Raw genomic sequence first — 19208 nt, forward strand, 5'->3', positions numbered from 1 at the left:
TTCGGGATGACGTTTATTTGTGTTAAATACTTGAAAGGCGTTTACCTTGAGGACTTTAAGGAGACGGCTCTCTATCAAAAATTTCCCTGCCCAAATCACCATTACTTAATTAATTGATTATTTGCGTAATTTCATCGTGACGGTAGCAAGTTGCTAGATGGTCGTTCACAATACCGGAAGCCTGCAATAGCGAATAACAAGTCTTGGGACCAACCCTTTTAAACCCGAGCTGGCGTAATGTCTGCGCTAATTCAGCCACGAACCAGTCGCTTGCTAGCGTCTCTTTGGGCTTCAAATGGTGATCCAGCGGTGAGCCATTGACCCGTTGCCACAGCGTATCACTTAACGTCCAGCCTAGTTCATGTAAACTGCTAAGTACCCGGGCATTTTCAATCACCGCATCAATTTTTTGCTGATTACGAATAATACGGTGATCATGGTGCAATGCTTGTAACTGAACTGGGGTTATTTGTGCCAGCCTCTCCGGGTCAAATTGTTCGAACGCTCCTCTTAAAGCTTCTCGATACTTTAATATCAAATGCCAGGTCAGTCCCGCCTGAAAGATCTCCAGCGACAAATTTTCAAACAGCTGTCTTTCGTCATGAACTGGGACACCCCATTCTAAATCATGGTAGATCAATAATTGCGGACTCTTTTCAGCCCATGAACATCTTGTCGTCATACTATCAGCTCCTTATAGAGCTAAATACGCGAAATCAGCAAAACTGGTTCACCACGTTTTCAACAATGGCCCAGTTAAACTGTTTGATTAGCTGACGGTTTACGCGCTGAAGCTGAGTCAACTGATTCGTAATTTGACCGTCCACACCCAGTACCCGCATACTCTGCATATCAGCCACCTTATCTGGTGTCCAAACGAAAACTGGGGCACCAACTGAGTGGGCCTGCCTGATCATCGTTGTGTTAAGCCCAATCGCCTGTAATGAATAAAAGTCAGCAGGTAAGTTTTTAATCGACATGATATTTAATGGTACGATGTACCCCACAATTAAATTAGGATCCAGTTGTTTTAATCTTAAAAGTGCCTGATAACTCATTGTATGGACAAAATCATGATTAGCAATTAATTGATCCGCATATTGACGACTAAATCGCTGAACCATATTGGGACTATCCTGAGGTGTCACCTTAATTTCCACAATTAGTCGCTGGTGTTCTTCTTTAGCCGCTTTTAAGTAGCTGGCCAGACTGACGATCTTAGTGGCCTTACCATCCTTTTCCAGGTGGTGGTGCTTGAGTTGATTGAGGGTTAACTTCTGAATATCAGCTACCTTTGCCCCCGCACTGGTCCTTAAGTTCACATCCTGGCCATGAGAAACCACAAACTGGCCATCCCTAGTTTCCTGAACGTCAACTTCCACAAAATTAGGCTGGTGTTTGACCGTCCGCTTAAATGCATCTAAGGAATTTGGCACACCGTTACTGCCAATCACACCGCGATGTGCAATCGTAATACTCGGTGAAGCTGCAATCGAACCAAAATGAAACGCTTGAAACCCAAACAAAATAACGAGTAAGAAAACTAGCCCTGCTGGAAACCAGGCCATACTGTGCAGGTGTTCTTCATCTTCAGAAAATTCCGGTTGGAAATCCGGTTGGGCGACCGATTCCCATACCATTGCCAGTAAAAAGACACTAAGACCAATCAGTGAAAAAACGACCAGTAAAACTAAGGTGACTAAACTCGTACCGCTCCCAACACCATTAGAAAGCTGACTGCTGAGTGCACGCAGGCCGTGTACTGCTAAATGGTCCATAACCGACATGGGTACCCAAACGGCAACCAACGGGCGGACAAACCACACCAAACGATGCCAACCGTTAATCGGCACCAGTTCAGGTTTAACCGTTACCCGCAAGTACCCAAGTAGTTTGAGGAAAACAAACAAGAGGAGAACATACAGGACAGCCAAAATGGCAACGACTATTCGCCGCTGCAGAACAACCGTATCAACCCACTTGATTGGCAGCATCACTAAATTAAGCACTGGCGCTGTAAAACCAGCATCCCCAAACGGCAGCCACAAAATAGCCAGCAATATCACGAGGCCGGTTAATTGCAACCACCGTTTAGATAGTCTTCGCCATGACGTGAGCATCAGCAGATCCGTTTGATTTAAAATGGTCTTATTTGTCGTAAATGCAGTTAAAATCAAATCCAATTCAAAAACTAACCCGAACAAAAAACCAATAATCAGGATAATTTTGACGGCAACCAAGCCTGGATTCAGCATTAAAATGTGCAGGGTCACTAAAACGGCCAGCAGCAATAGCCAGCCAAGGTTAACTGCTCGCACTTTTAATAGCTGATAACTAGTTTGAAATAAACGACGATAATAATTGATTGGTTTCACCCTTTCACCACTATGCTAAAAAGTCGATCACTGAACGCAGATACTGCATAATTGCATCACTAAAGTCATGACGCACGATCATTGATTCAATTAATCGACCACGATTATAGATTCGGTTCCAGCTTGACTCACTTTCCTGTTGCTGGACCACGACCAACTCTTGGCGCCAATGCTTAAGCTGTTTTAACAAATAATCAGCGTACAATTGATTTTTATTGGTCAACCGTGCCAGGTAGCTGGCTAATCGTTGAGGTTCACCAAAAATTAAGGGACCAGCTAACGTCTTGTAGCGTTCAATAATAATGGCCATCAAAAACAGTTTGTCTGCCCGTGTTAAGTACTCACGTTCTGATAATTCGTCCAGTAAATTACCAATATGGGTAAAGGCATGTGCCCAGCCGTTGGTTTTGATAAAGCCACGGGTGTCTGCTTCCAGCACCATATAAAGGGCTAACTGATTAACCACCTGGTTAACCAGCTCCTGATCCAAGAAGTGATAATCTGCTCGATCAGCGTACATGATCACTGAAAGTAAAAGCACTGCAAATGCACGTTGATAGACAGCGTCGTTTTCCGGCTCAAGAACGTGGGCAAACAGCACGGTATCACTGGTCAGGTAGCGAACAATCATAGTCATTTGCTGGTTGGAAAGTAAGTGCTGCTGGATCAAATCATTAAATAAAAAATAAATCCCCTTGTCGCGAATATTAGGATCAGGCGAACCAATATGCCGCACTAACTGGAGAACTTGCTGATCACTGACAGTATCTAGTGATTCATCTCTAAGCTGGTTATTAAGCTGGGTTAATAAGTCGCGAATACCGTCATTATCATCAGGTAGTTGCACAGCAGTGGCCGTGGTTTCACGCTTAACCGAAACCACCAAGGACTCAAGACGGCCACTGAGTGACTGAAACAGTTCTCCTGCATTAACCTGCTTGCGGGCTTCTATTAGCTGTTCGCGTATGTCATCTATCTGATTATTGGCTTCCACTTTTCTCGCTCCGATCTTTAATCATGTTCTTATTTTAGCACGTTTGTGTCCTGCTAGAAAATAGGTGAGGCGGATAAATCCCCCTAATTAGCTCGGAAACTCTGCCTGCTAACTAGCCTAAAACCGTGAATACGGCGAAACAAAAATAGCCCTACCATCCGAAAGTTCAGGCTGATAGGACTATTTCTCTTTTTCTGGGGGCTAAAAGTCCCTTTTAAACGCTATTTGTAACTCTTAGCTGGTAGCACGGCACCCTTGTAATGGTTGTAGATCCACTTTTGAGTACTCTTTGATTGCAATGCCTTCATCAACTTCTTGATAGCCGGCTTCTTTTGGTCACCTTTTCGAACGGCAACAATATTGACGTATGGTGATGATGACTTTTCGGTTGCAATAGCTTGCTTCAATGGGTTGAGGCCTGATTGAACAGCGTAGTTAGCGTTAATGAAGTCCACGTCACCTTCACCGTTCTTGTAGATACTTGGCATCAATTTTGGTTCGTAACTGTGCTTGAACTTTAAGTGACGAGGGTTAGAAGCAATGTCACCGAAGTTAGCTGTCGTAATGTCGATACCCTTCTTAACTTTAATCAAACCGGCATCCTGCAGAATCGTTAAGATACGGCCATAATCAGGGGTGTTCGAACTAGCTAAAATGGTTGAACCGTCCTTAACATCCTTTAAGTTCTTAACCTTTTTTGAATAAGCTGAGATGGGTTCCAAATGAACGCCACCGGCGCTAACTAAAGTACCGTGGTTAGCCTTGTTCCACTGGTTCAAGAATGGCGTGTGCTGAAAGTAGTTAGCATCCAGTTCCTTGCTAGCTAAGGCCTTGTTAGGCATTACGTAGTCTTGGAACACCTTGATCTTTAAGTTGACGCCTTCCTTTTTCAATTGAGGCTGAACATGCTTTAAGATTTGTGCATGTGGCACAGCTGAGGCACCCACGGTAATCGTGGTGGTCTTTGGTTTACTTGAACTATTACCACAAGCAGCTAGTAATACCGTTGTTGCGGCAATTCCTAAAATACCTAGAATCCGTTTTGAAGTCTTCATGAATAATTCCTCCCAAAAGGTAAAATAATAAAATATAAAATAAAAGATTTTTATAAAGTCCGCTTATCAATTCGGCGAACCAGGAAATCCCCAATAAATTGAAATGCAAAGACGATGATCACGATGATCACTGTCGCAACAAGTACGATGGTGTTGTTATTAGCCTGGAAACCATCAATGTAGGCCAAGTTACCTAAACCACCAGCGCCAATGGCACCAGCCATTGCGGTATAGCCAATCAGCGAAATGGTCGTTACCGTTGCTCCTGAAACTAATGCTGGCATACTTTCTGGCAGCAACACCTTGTAAACGATCTGCCAACCAGTTGCTCCCATTGATTCGGCTGCTTCGATGACGCCACGGTCAATTTCATGGAATGCTAATTCGACCATCCGTGCATAAAACGGCGCCGCGGAAACAATCAATGACGGTAGCGCTGCCGTTGGGCCGATGATCGTTCCAACAAGATTCTTGGTAATCGGCAACAACAGCATAATCAAAATAATAAACGGAATCGATCTAAACACGTTAACCAGGAAGGAAACAACCGCGTTCAGTACTTTGACCCAAATGTTTTCACTAGCCGTTGTTTCAAATAATAGCAAACCTAATAAAACACCTAAGATTGCAACGGCAATCATTGAAACAATTGTCATCCATATCGTTTCCCAAGTTGCGGCACTCATGTTAGCCCAATCAACCGTCTTGAATGCAAAGTACGATCCACTAGTCACGGTGAATCACCTCCGTTTCTACGCGCATTTTCTTCAGCAGATCCAAGGCACCGTCCATACTCTCTTTATTACCGGTAATCTGCAGGTAAAGTGAGCCAATGGAACCCTCTTGCGTTTGATGAATACTACCTTCAATAATGCTAACTTGCAGCTTTGGAAACTCATGAATCATTTCCGACACAATTGGTAATTTAGCCTGATCGCCATGAAAAACCAGTTGAACAATGGTGCCGTCCGGATAGCTCTTAATTAAGTCTTCCACGATCCTGTTAGTATCGGTCAGGGCCGGATCAACTTCTTCACTAACGAAGCGCTTAGTAATTTCTTGTTTCGGGTTACGAAAGACGTTGAAGACCGTTCCTTGTTCAACAACTTTACCATCATCCATCACGGCTACATGGTCGCAGATTTTACGGATGGCATGCATTTCATGGGTAATCAACACAATGCTCAAATTCATTTTCTTGTTAATTTCCAATAACAAGTCCAGGACCTCATCCGTTGTTTGCGGGTCCAAGGCACTGGTTGCTTCATCGGAAATTAGGATCTCCGGATCGTTAGCTAAAGCCCTTGCGATACCCACCCGCTGTTTCTGTCCGCCAGATAGCTCGGAGGGATAAGAATGCTCGCGGCCGGTCAAGCCGACCAGGTCAACTAAGTGCTGCGCTTTTTCTTGACGCGCCTTGCGTGACATGCCAGCAACTTCGAGCGGAAACATAATGTTTTGAATCACTGTCCGTGACCAAAGCAAATTAAAATGTTGAAAAATCATCCCGATCTTTTGACGCTTTTTTCTTAACTCTATTCCAGAAAGCGCCGTGATCTGATCTCCATTAATATCAATTTCACCGCTAGTCGGCGTTTCCAGCCCGTTTAGCATTCGTGTTAACGTACTTTTTCCAGCACCGGAATAACCAACAATGCCGTATATTTCGCCGTCATCGATGTTTAAATTGACATCCGAAACTGCGGTCAAATCACCATCCTTGCTGGTGAATGTTTTTGTCACGTCTTTAAACTCTATCACTGCGGTTACCTCCTTTTTCAAATAAAAAAGCTTCGTCCTAACTTAAATCACATGATTTAAGTAAGGGCGAAGCTTATCGCGTACCACCTTATTTTCGTTACTGTCTCGCAACAGTAACCTCAATGAGTCCGAGGACTCAACGGGATAGTGGCCGTTAACCAGCTACGGCTTGCTTAAAGTTCACCGTAACCCCTTTTATGCAAAACCATCTTCAGTGTATCGTGACGATCCCTTCTCACCAAGCGGGACTCTCTAAACGTTCACTCAACGCTTACTCATTCTGCCAATCTCTTATTAAATTAAGTCAATGACAAAAGTATAGCCATCTGAATAAGAGCTGTCAAGGAAAAATATCATCATATCCTCAGAATCTAATTGAACTGCAATTAGTTTTCTTTGATATCAACTAACCAAGCATCAGCCTCTTCTTCACTGTTTAAGCTGTCAAAATCGTTGTCTAACTGCGGATTAACAGCAACAACTTCACCGCTGACTGGACTATCAATATCCGAAACGGCTTTTTCAGCTTCAACACTAATCAGTGTCTTACCCTTTGAAACCTTGTCGCCAACACTTGGTAGGTGAGCAAATTTAATGGTGCCTAATTCATCTTGACCAGCTTTCGTTAAACCAAGACGTGTTTTGCCATCCATTACTTTTGTCCAGAAATAAGTTGCTTCTTCACTCATATTTTCACCTCAAACCAATTTATTGGACTTTATTCAAAGTCCTCGTTACGACTAAACATGTAACTCTTATTATGATAACGCATCGACATGATTAAGCCAATACCTATCATATTCCCAATCAGAGCTGATCCCCCTTGACTAACGAATGGTAAAGGAATACCAGTTAGTGGCAGTAAGCCAATACTCATCCCAATGTTTTCAAAGGTATGGAACAAGATCATCATGATAACACCAGTTGAAATATAAGCATAAAACACGTTTTTAGTATCAAAAGTGACCCGGATCATTTGGTAAATCAACATGAAATAGAGCAAAATCAATATTAAACTGCCAATAAACCCGAAGTTTTCACCAATCACCGAAAAAATCATATCCGATTCACGCACGGGTACGTAAACTTTAGACACGTTAAAGCCCGTTCCGAAAATACCACCGGAACCCACGGCCTTCATACTTTGCCAGAGTTGATACCCCTGGTTAGACGTGTTGCTAGCTGGATTTAACCAAGTATCGATCCGTGAAAATTGATACGATGCAAAACCTAGATGACTCAATATCATTCGGCCAGTACTGGTAGCAACTAAGGCTAACGCGCCACCGCCGACAGCTCCACCTGCGAGCGCTACTGGCACAATAATCTTCCAGGTTATTCCGGCGACCAAGGCAACACCTGCCACAATCGCAAAGAATACCAGCATCGTCCCAAAGTCGTTTTGTAGTTTTAATAAAACCACGATTGGCAATAACCAAGCCACCATTTTACCCAGCAACAACCAATCCGAGTGCTTCGTATGCTCATAATATTGGTGGTTATGGTCACTGGCAACGCGTGCCAGCATTAAGATAAACGCCGGTTTCATCACTTCAGACGGCTGGAAAGTCAACGGCCCGATTGCAAACCAGGATTTAGCACCCGTTGATGCCGCGTATGACCGACTGTAAAACACCAGAACGGCCGCCAGCAGGAATATCCCGAACCAATAGGCTAAGGGCGCCACTTTCCATAATTGTTCTGAATCAAATTGCATAATAATAATCACGGCAACTGTACCAATCACATACCAGGCAACCTGTGAGACCATTAACGACGTCACATTGGTTGCACTGGAATCATGAACGGCCGCCACGTAAATCGAAGCTAAGCCAATCAATGCCAGCATCAGTACACAAAAAATTATACCGTAGTCGATTCGCGATTCTGAATCTTCTTCGCGACGCTCATTCATTGCATCATATCCTCCCCTCACTTACGCGTTTATTATAGACGGCTTCTTAGTCGTCCTCATAAAAATCTGCGATCCTTAACCGTTTTTTTAGGTCTCGAATAACGTAGCGAGAAAATCAATGATGTAAATTATAGGCCTGAATCAAATACTCAATCGCCTCGTCTTGGGTCTTAACCTTGACCGGACGATCAGAACCAATCTGAGCGTTGAAAGAACCATTTTCCAGTGGCATTACCGTGCCGATAACTTCATCATTAATGGACAGCTGTAGACCGTCAACACCCTTGATCGTCACATCGTCGATGGCCACACCGACTGGTTGTTTCTTTTTTGACATGGGAAGCTCCTTTTACAATTTTATTTTAGATTCATCTCTTTTAGATAGGCCATTTCAGCTTTTTTATTTCGTTTCAAGCTGAAATGATCAGGTACGGGGTCGTAGCCGCCGTGAACAAACGGATTACACCGCAGTATCCGGGCTATGCCCATTAACGTCCCCTTAATCGCACCATGTTTTTGCAGTGCTTTTAACGTATAGGCTGAACAGGTTGGTGAATAGCGGCAAGTTGGCGGAAATAACGGTGATATGAAGCGCTGATAGCCGCGCACAAGCATCATCAATAACCTTTTCAAAGCGACTCCTATCCGCGACCGTGTTTTTTGGTCGTTGTTGCATTCATGTGTTCAAGCAAAATTCCGGCACCCTTAGCCACATTATCCAGCGGGTTCTCAGAAATCACAACAGGCACCTTCAACTGGTCAATCAAAAGTTTGTCAACCCCATGCAGTAAGGCGCCACCACCCGTAAGCATGATGCCGCGGTCAATAATATCAGCAGCCAGTTCAGGTGGCACAACCTCCAGTACGTCTTTTGCAGCCTTAACGATTTGATCCATAACGCTACTGATTGCAGGGTAGATATCCTTAGAGGTAATTTCGATTGAGCGTGGCATACCAGAAACCGAATCACGGCCACGAACTTCCAAAGATTCGTTGTGGTCATCGTCCGGATAAGCTGAACCAATCTTGATTTTAATTGATTCGGCAGTCCGTTCGCCCACTTGTAAATTATGCTGCGTCTTCAAAAAGTTAATGATGTTAGCGTTCAGCTCATCACCGGCGATTCGAATCGACTTGCTGGCCACAATATCGCCCAGTGACAAAACAGCGATGTCACTCGTCCCGCCACCAATATCGATGACCATATTGCCTTGGGGTTTGAAGATATCCATCCCCGCACCAACGGCGGCAACTTTCGGTTCTTCTTCCAAATAAACCTTACCGCCGCCAGACTTTTCGGCAGCTTGAATAATTGCTCGACGTTCGATTTCAGTAATATTCGTTGGTGCACAGATCATAATGTTAGGCTTTGCCATAAAGCCCTTCACACTTAATTTACTAATAAAATACGATAGCATGCTTTCAGTGACATCGAAATCAGAGATCACACCATCTTTCAATGGCCGAATCGCCCGAATGTTACTTGGCGTACGTCCCACCATCCGGTAGGCTTCGGAGCCTACTGCTAGTACTTGATTTGACTTTGTATCAACCGCCACAACTGAGGGTTCGTTTAAAACGATTCCCTTGCCAACCGCGTAGATTAAAACATTGGCGGTACCAAGGTCAATACCAATATCTTTTGCCATCCTATTGAATTCCTCCTGAACTTATTATCTCAACCGTTAATTATAGCATACCCATACTCAAATGGGGTAAGCAAAAAAGTTCGGAACAGACCCGCCGTTCCGAACTCTCACTTCACATTAGTCATTTGTTTTAGTCTTTAAAATAACCTCTTCTTGGTCTGGAACTTTGACACGCTCAATTTCCGCGCCCAACGCTCGCAGTTTCAAGTGGAAATTATAGTAACCCCGATCAAGATATTGCAGATTAGTGACCTGGGTATAACCATTTGCAACTAAACCGGCAAGTACTAAGGCAGCTGCAGCCCGTAGATCAGTTGCTGCAACTTCTGCGCCATTAAAGTTTGTTGGGCCATATAACGCAACGGTGCGGCCCTCAACCTTAAAATTGGCATTCATTCGGCGCAGCTCTTCCAAGTGCATGAACCGGTTTTCAAAAACCGTTTCGGTCAACGTACTGGTCCCATCTGCACAGAGCTGAAGAACGGTCATTTGCGGTTGCATATCAGTGGGAAAACCAGGGTGCGGCAAGGTCTTAACGTTCGTTGGTTTTAAGGATTTAGGTCCGATGACCCGCACACCGTCGTCTTCGATCAAAACGGTAACACCCATTTCCTCCAATTTGGAAATTAACGGTTTATTGTGCTCCGCAATGGCGTTTTTAACTAACACGTTCCCGTGAGTCAGGGCCGCAGCCACCATGAAAGTTCCGGCTTCAATGCGGTCTTGTACGACATAGTGGTCGGTCCCGTGCATACTGGCAACACCTTCCACCCGAATGGTTTCGGTTCCGGCACCGCGCACTTTAGCACCCATCTTATTCAAGACATTTGCAAGATCAACAATTTCTGGTTCGCGAGCAACGTTTTCAATTGTGGTGGTTCCTTCAGCTAAAGTCGCCGCCATCATAATATTTTGGGTTGCACCAACACTCGGAAAGTCAAGGTAGATGTTAGCCCCGACTAACCTATCTGCGGTAGCTTCAATGTAACCATCATGCTGGTCGATACTGGCACCAAGTGCTTCAAAGCCCTTAAGGTGCAGGTCAACGGGACGAGAACCAATGGCACAGCCACCGGGCATCGCAACTTTGGCATGACCGTAACGCGCCAATAACGGCCCCATCACGACGATCGATGCACGCATCTTCGAAACGTATTCAAACGGCGCTTGCGTTGATAGTTTTTTAGCAGCATTCAACCGCACCGTATTTGTTTCTTCATCAAAGTCGACGTCTACATTTAAAAATTTTAATACCTTATTCATGGTATGGACGTCGGAAAGAATCGGAACATTCGTTAAAACCATATCGTCGTGTTCTGCCAAGATCGACGCTGCTAAAATTGGCAAAACAGCGTTCTTTGCACCTTCAATATGTACAGTTCCCGATAGTTCGCGGCCGCCATGTACAATAATCTTTTCCAAAGAAATTCCCTCCACGAGTTACATTATTTAACAAGAAAAATTAAATTTCTAACATTATCTATAAAGTTCAAGAAAAATTCGCTGCAGGTATAGCCTACTGTTACCGACAGCAAGACGATCAGTACCCTTGCTTGGCTCGGATAAAGACGCATAACGTTTTCAATGTGCAGTTTTTGAATACTCCAAAAGGCCACAAAAATAAAAACAAAATGACTGATTAATGTCATCAGGGCCTGGGCACCGATAGTCTGCATAGTTCACTTTCCTTTCTGCATTACCCCTAAAATATAGCATACTTCATGCCTGCTGTCCCCTATTCTATTTCATTTGTAATATTACGTTTTACAAAGCAAACTTTATGTGAAAAAGTAAAAACAGCTTTTTTGCATTTTAACTTATAGTAATTATCATTAAATGCTAAACAAATATAAAATAAATGACTTGTTTTTCTCCACACTTAGTTAGTACATCTTTTCACATTTAATTGTACACAGCCAAATCATTTTTAGAATTTGTTAATATTCATTATGGAATATTTACTGATATACTATGCGATTATCAGACATATTCCTTGTGAAGTATCATTTTAAACGCTGTTTTCCTTGTTTAACGGTGTTTGCAAGCGCTAACTATTTGGAATATCCTTGCCATTTCACAATCTCATTAAATGATGGTAGTCTTTAGTCGTTCGATTAAATATTTCACTCACGGAGATGATTATTTTGATTAAAGAAGTTCATATGCCAAAGCTGAGTCCTAAATCTAACGAGTACTTTTTCGGCAAGTGGGATAAACAGCCTGGCGATAAAGTTAAAACGGGTGACGTTCTGTTTGAAGTAGAAACTGAAAAGGCGATTAGCCAAGTAGAAAGCCAGGAAGACGGCATCTTAAAAGCTCAAGAAGTCGCAACTGGTGATACCACAAAGGTTGGCGACCTAGTTGCAACTATTGAAGTCTGAAGTCGCTTAGGAGGAGATTATCATGAAAACTGATCATCAAACAGCAGCACCAACTGAAGCGCCAGCAAAACCAAGCTGGTTAAAGGTTACTTACGATCAAAAAAAAGTCGATAAAATGACACACTTGCTTTCCGGTTTGAAACTTAACACCGTCTGTGCAGAAGCTAACTGTCCTAATTTAGGCGAATGTTTTGGCAGCGGTTCAGCATCGTTCATTATCCTAGGGCCTAACTGTACCCGTGCCTGCCGCTTTTGCGACATTCCACACGGCCATCCCAAGGATGTTGATTTGCTGGAACCGTTACGGGTCGCACAAGCCACCAAAAAACTTGGCTTGACTCACGTGGTAGTCACTAGTGTTGACCGGGACGACTTACCTGATTTAGGTGCGGATCAATTTGTTAGAACGATTAAAGCAATCAAGGAACTGAACCCCAAGACTTCCATCGAAGTCCTTACACCTGATTTTCAAGGCCGCGAAGACTGTTTAGACAAAGTGATTGCTGCGGGACCTGACGTTTTTAACCACAACATGGAAACCGTTCGTCGGATCACGCCTAAAGTTCGTAATCGTGCGACTTATGACACCTCGCTTCACGTGTTAAAGTACGTGAAAGAACACGCCCCAAAGACCATGTACGTTAAGACGGGCATTATGCTTGGCCTAGGTGAAAAGGACGAAGAAGTTTACCAGTTGATGGATGATTTACGAGCCATTGACGTCGACTTTCTGACAATCGGCCAATACGTCCAACCGGGTCCCAAAAACTACACCTTGCGTGAATGGGTACCAATGAAACGTTACCAAGAATACTATAAACAAGCCATGAAGCGCGGTTTTAAATTTGTTGCCAGCTCACCGCTTGTCCGTAGCTCATACAAGGCTAAAGAAGAACTGGAAGCCGTGGAAAATAAATGATCTACTTACCCACCGACAGTCTGGACGTTCGTCACAACTTCGCTTTAGAGTATTACCTAATGACTGAAAAACGTCTTTTGGAGCCAGTTTTACTATTGTGGTCTACTACTCCGACCGTTATGTTAGGCAAGTATCAAACCGCTGAAAACGAGCTTAACCGCCCTTTTATTGAGGCTAACCACATTGCAGTTGTTAGACGGCTATCGGGTGGCGGGACTATTTATAATGATCAGGGCGGCTGTCAGTTTACGCTGATCACCCCTACTCAAGATAAGGCCATTGATTTTACTTCAGGTTTAAAGCTGGTCACCCGGGCCCTGAACCAGATCGGTATCAAAGCACAAACTGACAGTCGTAATGATCTGGTAGTTGACGGCCGTAAGGTGTCTGGTAGTGCACAGTATATGACTGACGGTTTTCGCCTGCACCATGGCAGCCTGTTGTTTAACGCCAACATGGACTGGATGTCACAGGCCCTGAAAGTTGATCCAGTAAAGCTGAAGGCCAAGCATATCAACTCCGTTCACCAGCGAACGGTAAACTTGATCGAACAGCAGCCCCATTGGACCGCAGCCGAATTTAAACAGCAGCTCGAAAAAGCACTGCTCAGCATGACCAACGCTAAAACCAGCCGATTAACACTCGCTGAAGAAAACCGGCTGCAAACAATTGCTGGTCAGCATTTCAGTGAAGCCGCGGTATGGCAGCGTGATCATCGTCAATTTGATCACGTCCATAAACGCTACTTAAAGGGTATCGGCGTGATTGCCATAGCCTTTAACCTGGACTCACAGCGGTGCTTTTCAGCCGTTAAGATTTCTGGTGACTTCTTCAGTAATATCAACCTGGAGCACTTCGAACAGTCACTGATTGGTAAAGCCTACCAGCAAGGCGCTGTCGCACCAGTTATTGAACGTCAGCTGCAGCAAGCCCCCATTAAGGGCCTTTACCCAGAACAGCTAACAGCACTATTATTTTAATATAATTGTGGAATATTTTTTTGAAAAATCAGTTGGTTACAATGCATCTCTAAAGATGCTGAACTATCACCCATTATTGAAAAAAGACGATAAAATTATTCCTAAAGCATTAATACAATCAATTAGATAATAGTTAAGGTATTTATTAGTTTCAAAAGCGGTTAGTCGATTGTTGATGAGATGACAGTCGACTAACCGCTTTTATACAAATGATCGACAACACAAAAAAGGACGCTATCCATTTGATGGATAGCGTCCTTGCTTGCAATTTTACTTGCCAGCAACGTTAATTCGATTGATCGCCCGCCGAAGTGCAACTTCTGCACGTGCAAGCTCATCCTTGTCGTGTGCATCTTGCGCTTTTTTGATCCGAGCTTCAGCCCGTTTCTTAGCGCTTTGAGCACGATCAACATCGATGTCAGCCTGCTTTTCCGCAGAGTCAGCGACAATGGTCGCAACATTGTCAGAAAATTCAATGAAGCCGCCATTAACGGCAATCTCATCCTTCTGATCACTGTTGGCAGATTGGATACGTGCTTCATCAAATGCTAACGAAGCAATCACAGGAACGTGGTTGGCCATAATACCGAGTTCACCAAGCTGCGTCTTTACGACTAACATCTTAACTTGCTCGTTATCATAGACGTTACCATCGGGGGTTACGATACTAACGGTTAAAACTGATTGATCATCAGCCAATTAGAACCCCTCCTTACTTGCTCAGGTTAGCCTGCATCTTCTTGGCGTTTTCAACAACGTCTTCAATTGGGCCACAGTTACGGAAAGCATCTTCTGGAAGATCATCATACTTACCTTCCAAGATTTCCTTAAACCCTTTAACGGTGTCGGAAACCGAAACATACTTCCCTGGTAACCCAGTAAATTGTTCAGCAACAGAGAAACTTTGTGACAAGAAGAATTGGATACGACGCGCACGACCAACAATGGTCTGTTCTTCGTCTGACAATTCATCCATCCCAAGAATTGAGATGATATCTTGAAGTTCACGGTAACGTTGCAAAACGTGTTGAACTTCTGTGGCTACTTCGTAATGTTCTTGACCAACAACTTGTGGGTCAAGGGCAGTTGAAGTTGAAGCCAACGGGTCAACGGCTGGGTAAATCCCTTGTTGCGTCAATGAACGTTCCAGGTTAGTGGTAGCGTCCAAATGGGCGAAAGTCGTTGCAGGTGCTGGATCGGTGTAATCATCGGCAGGAACGTAAACCGCTTGAATAGAAGTGATTGAACCCTTCTTAGTCGAAGTGATCCGTTCTTGCAATTGACCCATTTCAGTAGCCAACGTAGGTTGGTAACCAACGGCGGAAGGAATCCGGCCAAGTAAGGCTGAAACTTCCATCCCGGCTTGGGTAAACCGGAAGATGTTGTCAATAAATAACAGCACATCTTGACCCTTAACATCACGGAAGTATTCCGCAATCGTTAAGCCAGTCAAAGCAACCCGCATACGTGCACCAGGTGGCTCGTTCATTTGACCATAGACCATGGCCGTTTTTTCGAGAACACCTGAGCCCTTCATTTCGTAGTACATATCATTACCTTCACGGGTACGTTCGCCGACACCTGTGAAGACAGAAATACCATTATGACCCTGTGCAATGTTATGGATTAATTCTTGAATCAAAACGGTTTTACCAACACCGGCACCACCGAACAACCCAATTTTACCACCACGTACATAGGGTGCTAATAAGTCAATAACTTTGATCCCGGTTTCCAGAATTTCTGAAGTAGGGTTTAATTCATCATACTTAGGTGCGTCACGATGAATTGGCCGTCTCTCAGCATCTGGGCCGAATTCGGGACCGCCGTCAATTGGATCTCCGAGGACGTTAAATACTCGACCAAGTGTGTCATCGCCGACTGGAACAGTAATTGAAGAACCAGTGTTTTCAACTTCCATTCCCCGACGAAGACCATCAGTACCATCCATGGCAATTGTTCTCATCACACCATCACCTAATTCAAGGGTAACTTCGGTAACAAGAAAACTGCCATCATCTTTTTTGATGTGAAGTGCAGTATTGATATCTGGGAGTTTATCATCCAACGGGAATTCAACGTCGACAACTGGTCCGATAACTTGAACAACTTTACCAGAACTCATTATTCGTTAATTCCTCCCGTCATTAATTATTCAATGCCTCTTGCCCACCAGTAATTTCAGTAATTTCAGTCGTAATTGCTGCTTGGCGAGCACGATTATATCGCAATTCAAGGTCAGCAATGAGGTCGTCAGCATTATCAGAAGCCGACTTCATAGCATTAGAACTTGATGCGTGTTCAGACGTTTTAGCATCCAGAATTGCGCCGAAAACGAGGCTTTCTGAATACTGTGGTAGAACAACTTTCAATACTTCCTTTTCAGAAGGTTCCATATCGTAAGCCGCTGTTAATGTTTCTGCCTGAGTTTCCTCAGCAGCATCACCACTCAGTGTTTCACTGTCTACCGGCAACATCTTTTCGCCACGGAACCGTGAAATCAGTCGGTTGACGAAATGGTTGTAGCAAACATACAATTCGCTGAAAACGCCACTATCATACATTGAGGTTATGGTTTTTACAATTTCTCTAACTTCATCAAAAGTTGGCACATCGCTAACACCACGATATTCGTAGGCGACGTTTTCGCCACGCTTCTTATAGAAATCAGCACCAGTTCCGCCAACCGCGAGGATCAAGTGTTCATTGTCACCGCTATGGGTTTCAATGAATTCGTTAGTCTCACGAAGGACGTTGCTGTTGTAACTGCCAACCATACCCCGATCAGAAGTAATGACTAAGTATGCTATTTTGCCCGACTGCTTTGATTGCGAATCGCTCGAGGAATCATCCAATAGATGAGATTTTGCCAGATGCATCACAACAGCTTTTACTTTGCTGACGTAGTCTTGGTAACCTACAGCCGCTTTTTGAATCTGGTTCAGCTTAGAAGTCTGAACCATTTGCATTGCTGAAGTGATCTGACGCGTACTCTTTGTTGAAGCAATGCGGTGTTGAACAGCGCTTATTGATTCAGCCATCAGCTCTCACTATCCTTCCTCAAGTTTATTTGTTCGCTACAGTTTCATTGTCATCATCATTTGCTGGTTGGAATGTTTTGGCAAATTCACTAACGGCTTTTTCCATCTTATCGTTGTCTGGCAAATTACCGGTCTTAGCAATTGTTTCAAGCAGATCGGCATGTGAGGCATCGAAGAAATCGAAAAGACCGCTTTGGAATTTAGCAATATCATCCAACTCAACCTTGTCAAGATAACCATGAGTTAATGCATACAAAATCAAAACTTGTTTTTCAACTGGTAATGGAGAATGCAATGGTTGCTTCAAAACTTCAACAGTTCGAGCACCACGGTTCAGCTTAGCTTGGGTAGCTTCATCCAAATCAGAACCAAATTGCGCAAATGATTCCAATTCATGATATGAAGCAAGATCCAAACGAAGTGTCCCGGCAACTTTCTTCATCGCCTTGATTTGAGCATCACCACCAACCCGAGAAACGGAAGTCCCGGCATCAATAGCTGGCCGAACACCTGAATAGAATGAGTCGCTATCCAAGAAGATTTGCCCATCGGTGATGGAAATAACGTTGGTCGGAATGTAAGCTGAAATGTCTCCGGCTTTAGTTTCAACGATTGGCATAGCAGTCATTGAACCACCGCCAAGATCATCACTCAGCTTAGCAGCCCGTTCGAGTAACCGTGAGTGGGTATAGAAAATATCCCCAGGATAAGCTTCACGACCTGGTGGCCGACGAAGAATCAAAGAAAGTTCACGATAAGCGTCGGCTTGCTTTGAAAGATCATCATAGATAATCAAAACATGCTTGCCGTTAAACATGAATTCCTCACCCATCGCTGCACCAGCATATGGCGCAATATAGAGCAATGGAGCGGGTTCCGAAGGACCGGCAGTAACCACAATTGTGTAGTCCATCGCACCAAACTTACGTAAGGTTTCTACAGAACTACGAACAGTTGATTCCTTTTGACCGATCGCAACGTAAATACAAATCATATCTTGGTCTTTTTGGTTAATGATCGTATCAATACCCACTGTAGTCTTACCAGTTTTACGGTCACCAATGATCAATTCACGTTGACCACGACCAATTGGAACTAGGGAGTCAATGGCTTTCATACCAGTTTGAAGTGGCTGGAAAACTGACTTCCGTTGCATAACACCTGGTGCCTTACGTTCGATAGAACGGGTTTTATCAGTTTTGATTTCGCCCTTACCATCAACGGGTTGACCTAATGAGTTAACGACCCGACCGATCATAGCGTCCCCAACGGGAACTTCCATGATACGACCAGTACGCTTAACTGTATCGCCTTCAGTGATCTTTGTGAAATCACCAAGGACAACGATACCAACATCGTTACTTTCAAGGTTTTGGACCATGCCATAAACCCCGCTATCGAATTCGAGCAACTCACCAGCTAATGCGTTTTCAAGTCCGTGAGCTCTGGCGACACCATCACCAACATAGGTAACAGTACCTGTTTCTTCAACAGAGATCTCGTCTTTGTAGTTTGCTAATTGTTGTTTGATTAGAGCACTGATTTCCTCAGCTTTAATGCTCATATAGGTTTCACCCCTTTATAAAAAGATCTCTTATACTAATAATGTTTGACGTAGACGGTGAATCTTCGTCTTGATAGAACCATCAAGAATGGTTCCGGCAGAACGAATAATTACGCCGCCGATAATAGATGTATCAACTTTACTTGTCAAAACGACTTGTTTAGCACCGACCCGCTTAGCATAACCTGACTTAATGGCATCAAGCTGTGCGTCGTTCAGGGCTACCGCAGTAGTGACATCTGCATAAACTGTTTGGTTATGCTCATCATACAGTTTTTCGAACTGATCAATGATTTCTACCATTGCATCCATCCGACCGTAATCATAAACCATTTGAACCAAATTATGAATTGTGCCATCAGTACTATCTAACAAAGGCTTGACTAAGGCTTCCCGCTTAGCTAGCACTAAACTGCTATCCGTTAATGCACTGCCCAGTTGCGGGTTGTCCAGAAAGACTTTACGAAGCTGTTTGAGATCTTCGTAAGCAGCGTCCAATTGGTCGTTGCTCGCGAGCAATTCAAACAGCGCTTTTGAGTAGCGCTTGGCTACCGTTACCTTATCAAGACTCATG

The 19208-nt window shown here is 43.9% G+C and carries 21 protein-coding genes; 3 read left to right on the plus strand and 18 right to left on the minus strand.

Annotated elements, in window-relative coordinates; translation table 11 throughout:
- Positions 1 to 109 precede the first annotated feature (109 nt).
- The 13 genes from CES81_RS07495 to CES81_RS07555 form a co-directional block, all read right to left on the minus strand.
- Positions 110 to 682, minus strand: a complete 573-nt coding sequence (locus CES81_RS07495) for a DNA-3-methyladenine glycosylase I (protein ID WP_089089276.1) — start codon at positions 680 to 682, stop codon at positions 110 to 112.
- 34 nt (positions 683 to 716) lie between these two features.
- Positions 717 to 2375 carry a glycerophosphodiester phosphodiesterase gene (locus tag CES81_RS07500; protein WP_089121288.1) on the minus strand — a complete coding sequence of 553 codons (1659 nt, stop codon included), beginning with the start codon at positions 2373 to 2375 and terminating at the stop codon, positions 717 to 719.
- A 10-nt stretch (positions 2376 to 2385) separates the two neighbouring features.
- The gene (locus CES81_RS07505; protein WP_089089274.1) at positions 2386 to 3369 is read right to left on the minus strand and encodes a DUF2785 domain-containing protein; all 984 of its coding nucleotides are present in this window, start codon (positions 3367 to 3369) and stop codon (positions 2386 to 2388) included.
- A gap of 221 nt (positions 3370 to 3590) precedes the next feature.
- Entirely contained in the window at positions 3591 to 4424 is an 834-nt protein-coding gene (locus CES81_RS07510; RefSeq protein WP_089089273.1) for a MetQ/NlpA family ABC transporter substrate-binding protein, read from the minus strand.
- A 50-nt stretch (positions 4425 to 4474) separates the two neighbouring features.
- Positions 4475 to 5110, minus strand: a complete 636-nt coding sequence (locus tag CES81_RS07515) for a methionine ABC transporter permease (protein WP_089089310.1) — start codon at positions 5108 to 5110, stop codon at positions 4475 to 4477.
- 40 nt (positions 5111 to 5150) lie between these two features.
- Positions 5151 to 6185, minus strand: coding sequence for a methionine ABC transporter ATP-binding protein (locus CES81_RS07520; protein ID WP_089089272.1), 1035 nt, complete (start codon positions 6183 to 6185; stop codon positions 5151 to 5153).
- 386 nt (positions 6186 to 6571) lie between these two features.
- Positions 6572 to 6874, minus strand: a complete 303-nt coding sequence (locus tag CES81_RS07525) for a glycine cleavage system H family protein (protein WP_089089271.1) — start codon at positions 6872 to 6874, stop codon at positions 6572 to 6574.
- A 29-nt stretch (positions 6875 to 6903) separates the two neighbouring features.
- Positions 6904 to 8100 (minus strand): FtsW/RodA/SpoVE family cell cycle protein, encoded by a 1197-nt coding sequence (locus CES81_RS07530; protein ID WP_089089270.1) that lies wholly within the window; start codon positions 8098 to 8100, stop codon positions 6904 to 6906.
- Between the two features lie 115 nt (positions 8101 to 8215).
- Positions 8216 to 8437: a DUF2969 domain-containing protein gene (locus CES81_RS07535; protein WP_089089269.1), complete on the minus strand. Its 222-nt coding sequence runs from the start codon at positions 8435 to 8437 to the stop codon at positions 8216 to 8218.
- Positions 8438 to 8457: 20 nt separating this feature from the next.
- Positions 8458 to 8718 (minus strand): membrane protein insertion efficiency factor YidD, encoded by a 261-nt coding sequence (gene yidD, locus CES81_RS07540; RefSeq protein ID WP_439951283.1) that lies wholly within the window; start codon positions 8716 to 8718, stop codon positions 8458 to 8460.
- A 23-nt stretch (positions 8719 to 8741) separates the two neighbouring features.
- A complete protein-coding gene (locus tag CES81_RS07545; RefSeq protein ID WP_089089267.1) occupies positions 8742 to 9749 on the minus strand; it encodes a rod shape-determining protein in 1008 nt (335 codons plus the stop codon).
- 117 nt (positions 9750 to 9866) lie between these two features.
- Positions 9867 to 11171, minus strand: coding sequence for a UDP-N-acetylglucosamine 1-carboxyvinyltransferase (gene murA, locus CES81_RS07550; protein ID WP_089121289.1), 1305 nt, complete (start codon positions 11169 to 11171; stop codon positions 9867 to 9869).
- A 23-nt stretch (positions 11172 to 11194) separates the two neighbouring features.
- Positions 11195 to 11425 carry a DUF1146 family protein gene (locus tag CES81_RS07555; RefSeq protein ID WP_089089265.1) on the minus strand — a complete coding sequence of 77 codons (231 nt, stop codon included), beginning with the start codon at positions 11423 to 11425 and terminating at the stop codon, positions 11195 to 11197.
- 468 nt (positions 11426 to 11893) lie between these two features.
- On the opposite strand from CES81_RS07555, the gene CES81_RS07560 reads away from it, so the two are divergent.
- Genes CES81_RS07560 through lplA form a run of 3 tightly spaced genes read left to right on the plus strand, consistent with a single transcriptional unit; the run spans position 11894 to position 14029 of the window.
- Complete coding sequence (locus CES81_RS07560; protein WP_089089264.1) at positions 11894 to 12130, plus strand: lipoyl domain-containing protein; 237 nt, start codon at positions 11894 to 11896, stop codon at positions 12128 to 12130.
- Positions 12131 to 12152: 22 nt separating this feature from the next.
- The gene (gene lipA, locus CES81_RS07565; RefSeq protein ID WP_089089263.1) at positions 12153 to 13049 is read left to right on the plus strand and encodes a lipoyl synthase; all 897 of its coding nucleotides are present in this window, start codon (positions 12153 to 12155) and stop codon (positions 13047 to 13049) included.
- Positions 13046 to 14029, plus strand: a complete 984-nt coding sequence (gene lplA / locus CES81_RS07570; protein ID WP_089121290.1) for a lipoate--protein ligase — start codon at positions 13046 to 13048, stop codon at positions 14027 to 14029. The genes lipA and lplA overlap by 4 nt, the downstream gene beginning before the upstream one ends.
- A gap of 270 nt (positions 14030 to 14299) precedes the next feature.
- On the opposite strand, the gene CES81_RS07575 is transcribed toward lplA, so the two are convergent.
- The 5 genes from CES81_RS07575 to atpH are packed head-to-tail and all read right to left on the minus strand — an operon-like array spanning position 14300 to position 19207.
- A complete protein-coding gene (locus CES81_RS07575; protein ID WP_089121291.1) occupies positions 14300 to 14728 on the minus strand; it encodes a F0F1 ATP synthase subunit epsilon in 429 nt (142 codons plus the stop codon).
- A 13-nt stretch (positions 14729 to 14741) separates the two neighbouring features.
- Positions 14742 to 16154 (minus strand): F0F1 ATP synthase subunit beta, encoded by a 1413-nt coding sequence (atpD, locus tag CES81_RS07580; protein ID WP_089121292.1) that lies wholly within the window; start codon positions 16152 to 16154, stop codon positions 14742 to 14744.
- A gap of 22 nt (positions 16155 to 16176) precedes the next feature.
- Entirely contained in the window at positions 16177 to 17070 is an 894-nt protein-coding gene (locus tag CES81_RS07585; protein WP_089088988.1) for a F0F1 ATP synthase subunit gamma, read from the minus strand.
- Between the two features lie 25 nt (positions 17071 to 17095).
- Positions 17096 to 18634 carry a F0F1 ATP synthase subunit alpha gene (gene atpA / locus CES81_RS07590; protein WP_089121293.1) on the minus strand — a complete coding sequence of 513 codons (1539 nt, stop codon included), beginning with the start codon at positions 18632 to 18634 and terminating at the stop codon, positions 17096 to 17098.
- Positions 18635 to 18664: 30 nt separating this feature from the next.
- A complete protein-coding gene (gene atpH / locus CES81_RS07595; protein WP_089088990.1) occupies positions 18665 to 19207 on the minus strand; it encodes an ATP synthase F1 subunit delta in 543 nt (180 codons plus the stop codon).
- Position 19208: the final 1 nt, after the last annotated feature.

The organism is Secundilactobacillus pentosiphilus (genome assembly GCF_002217985.1).
In the GTDB taxonomy this organism is placed as follows: Bacteria; Bacillota; Bacilli; order Lactobacillales; family Lactobacillaceae; genus Secundilactobacillus; species Secundilactobacillus pentosiphilus.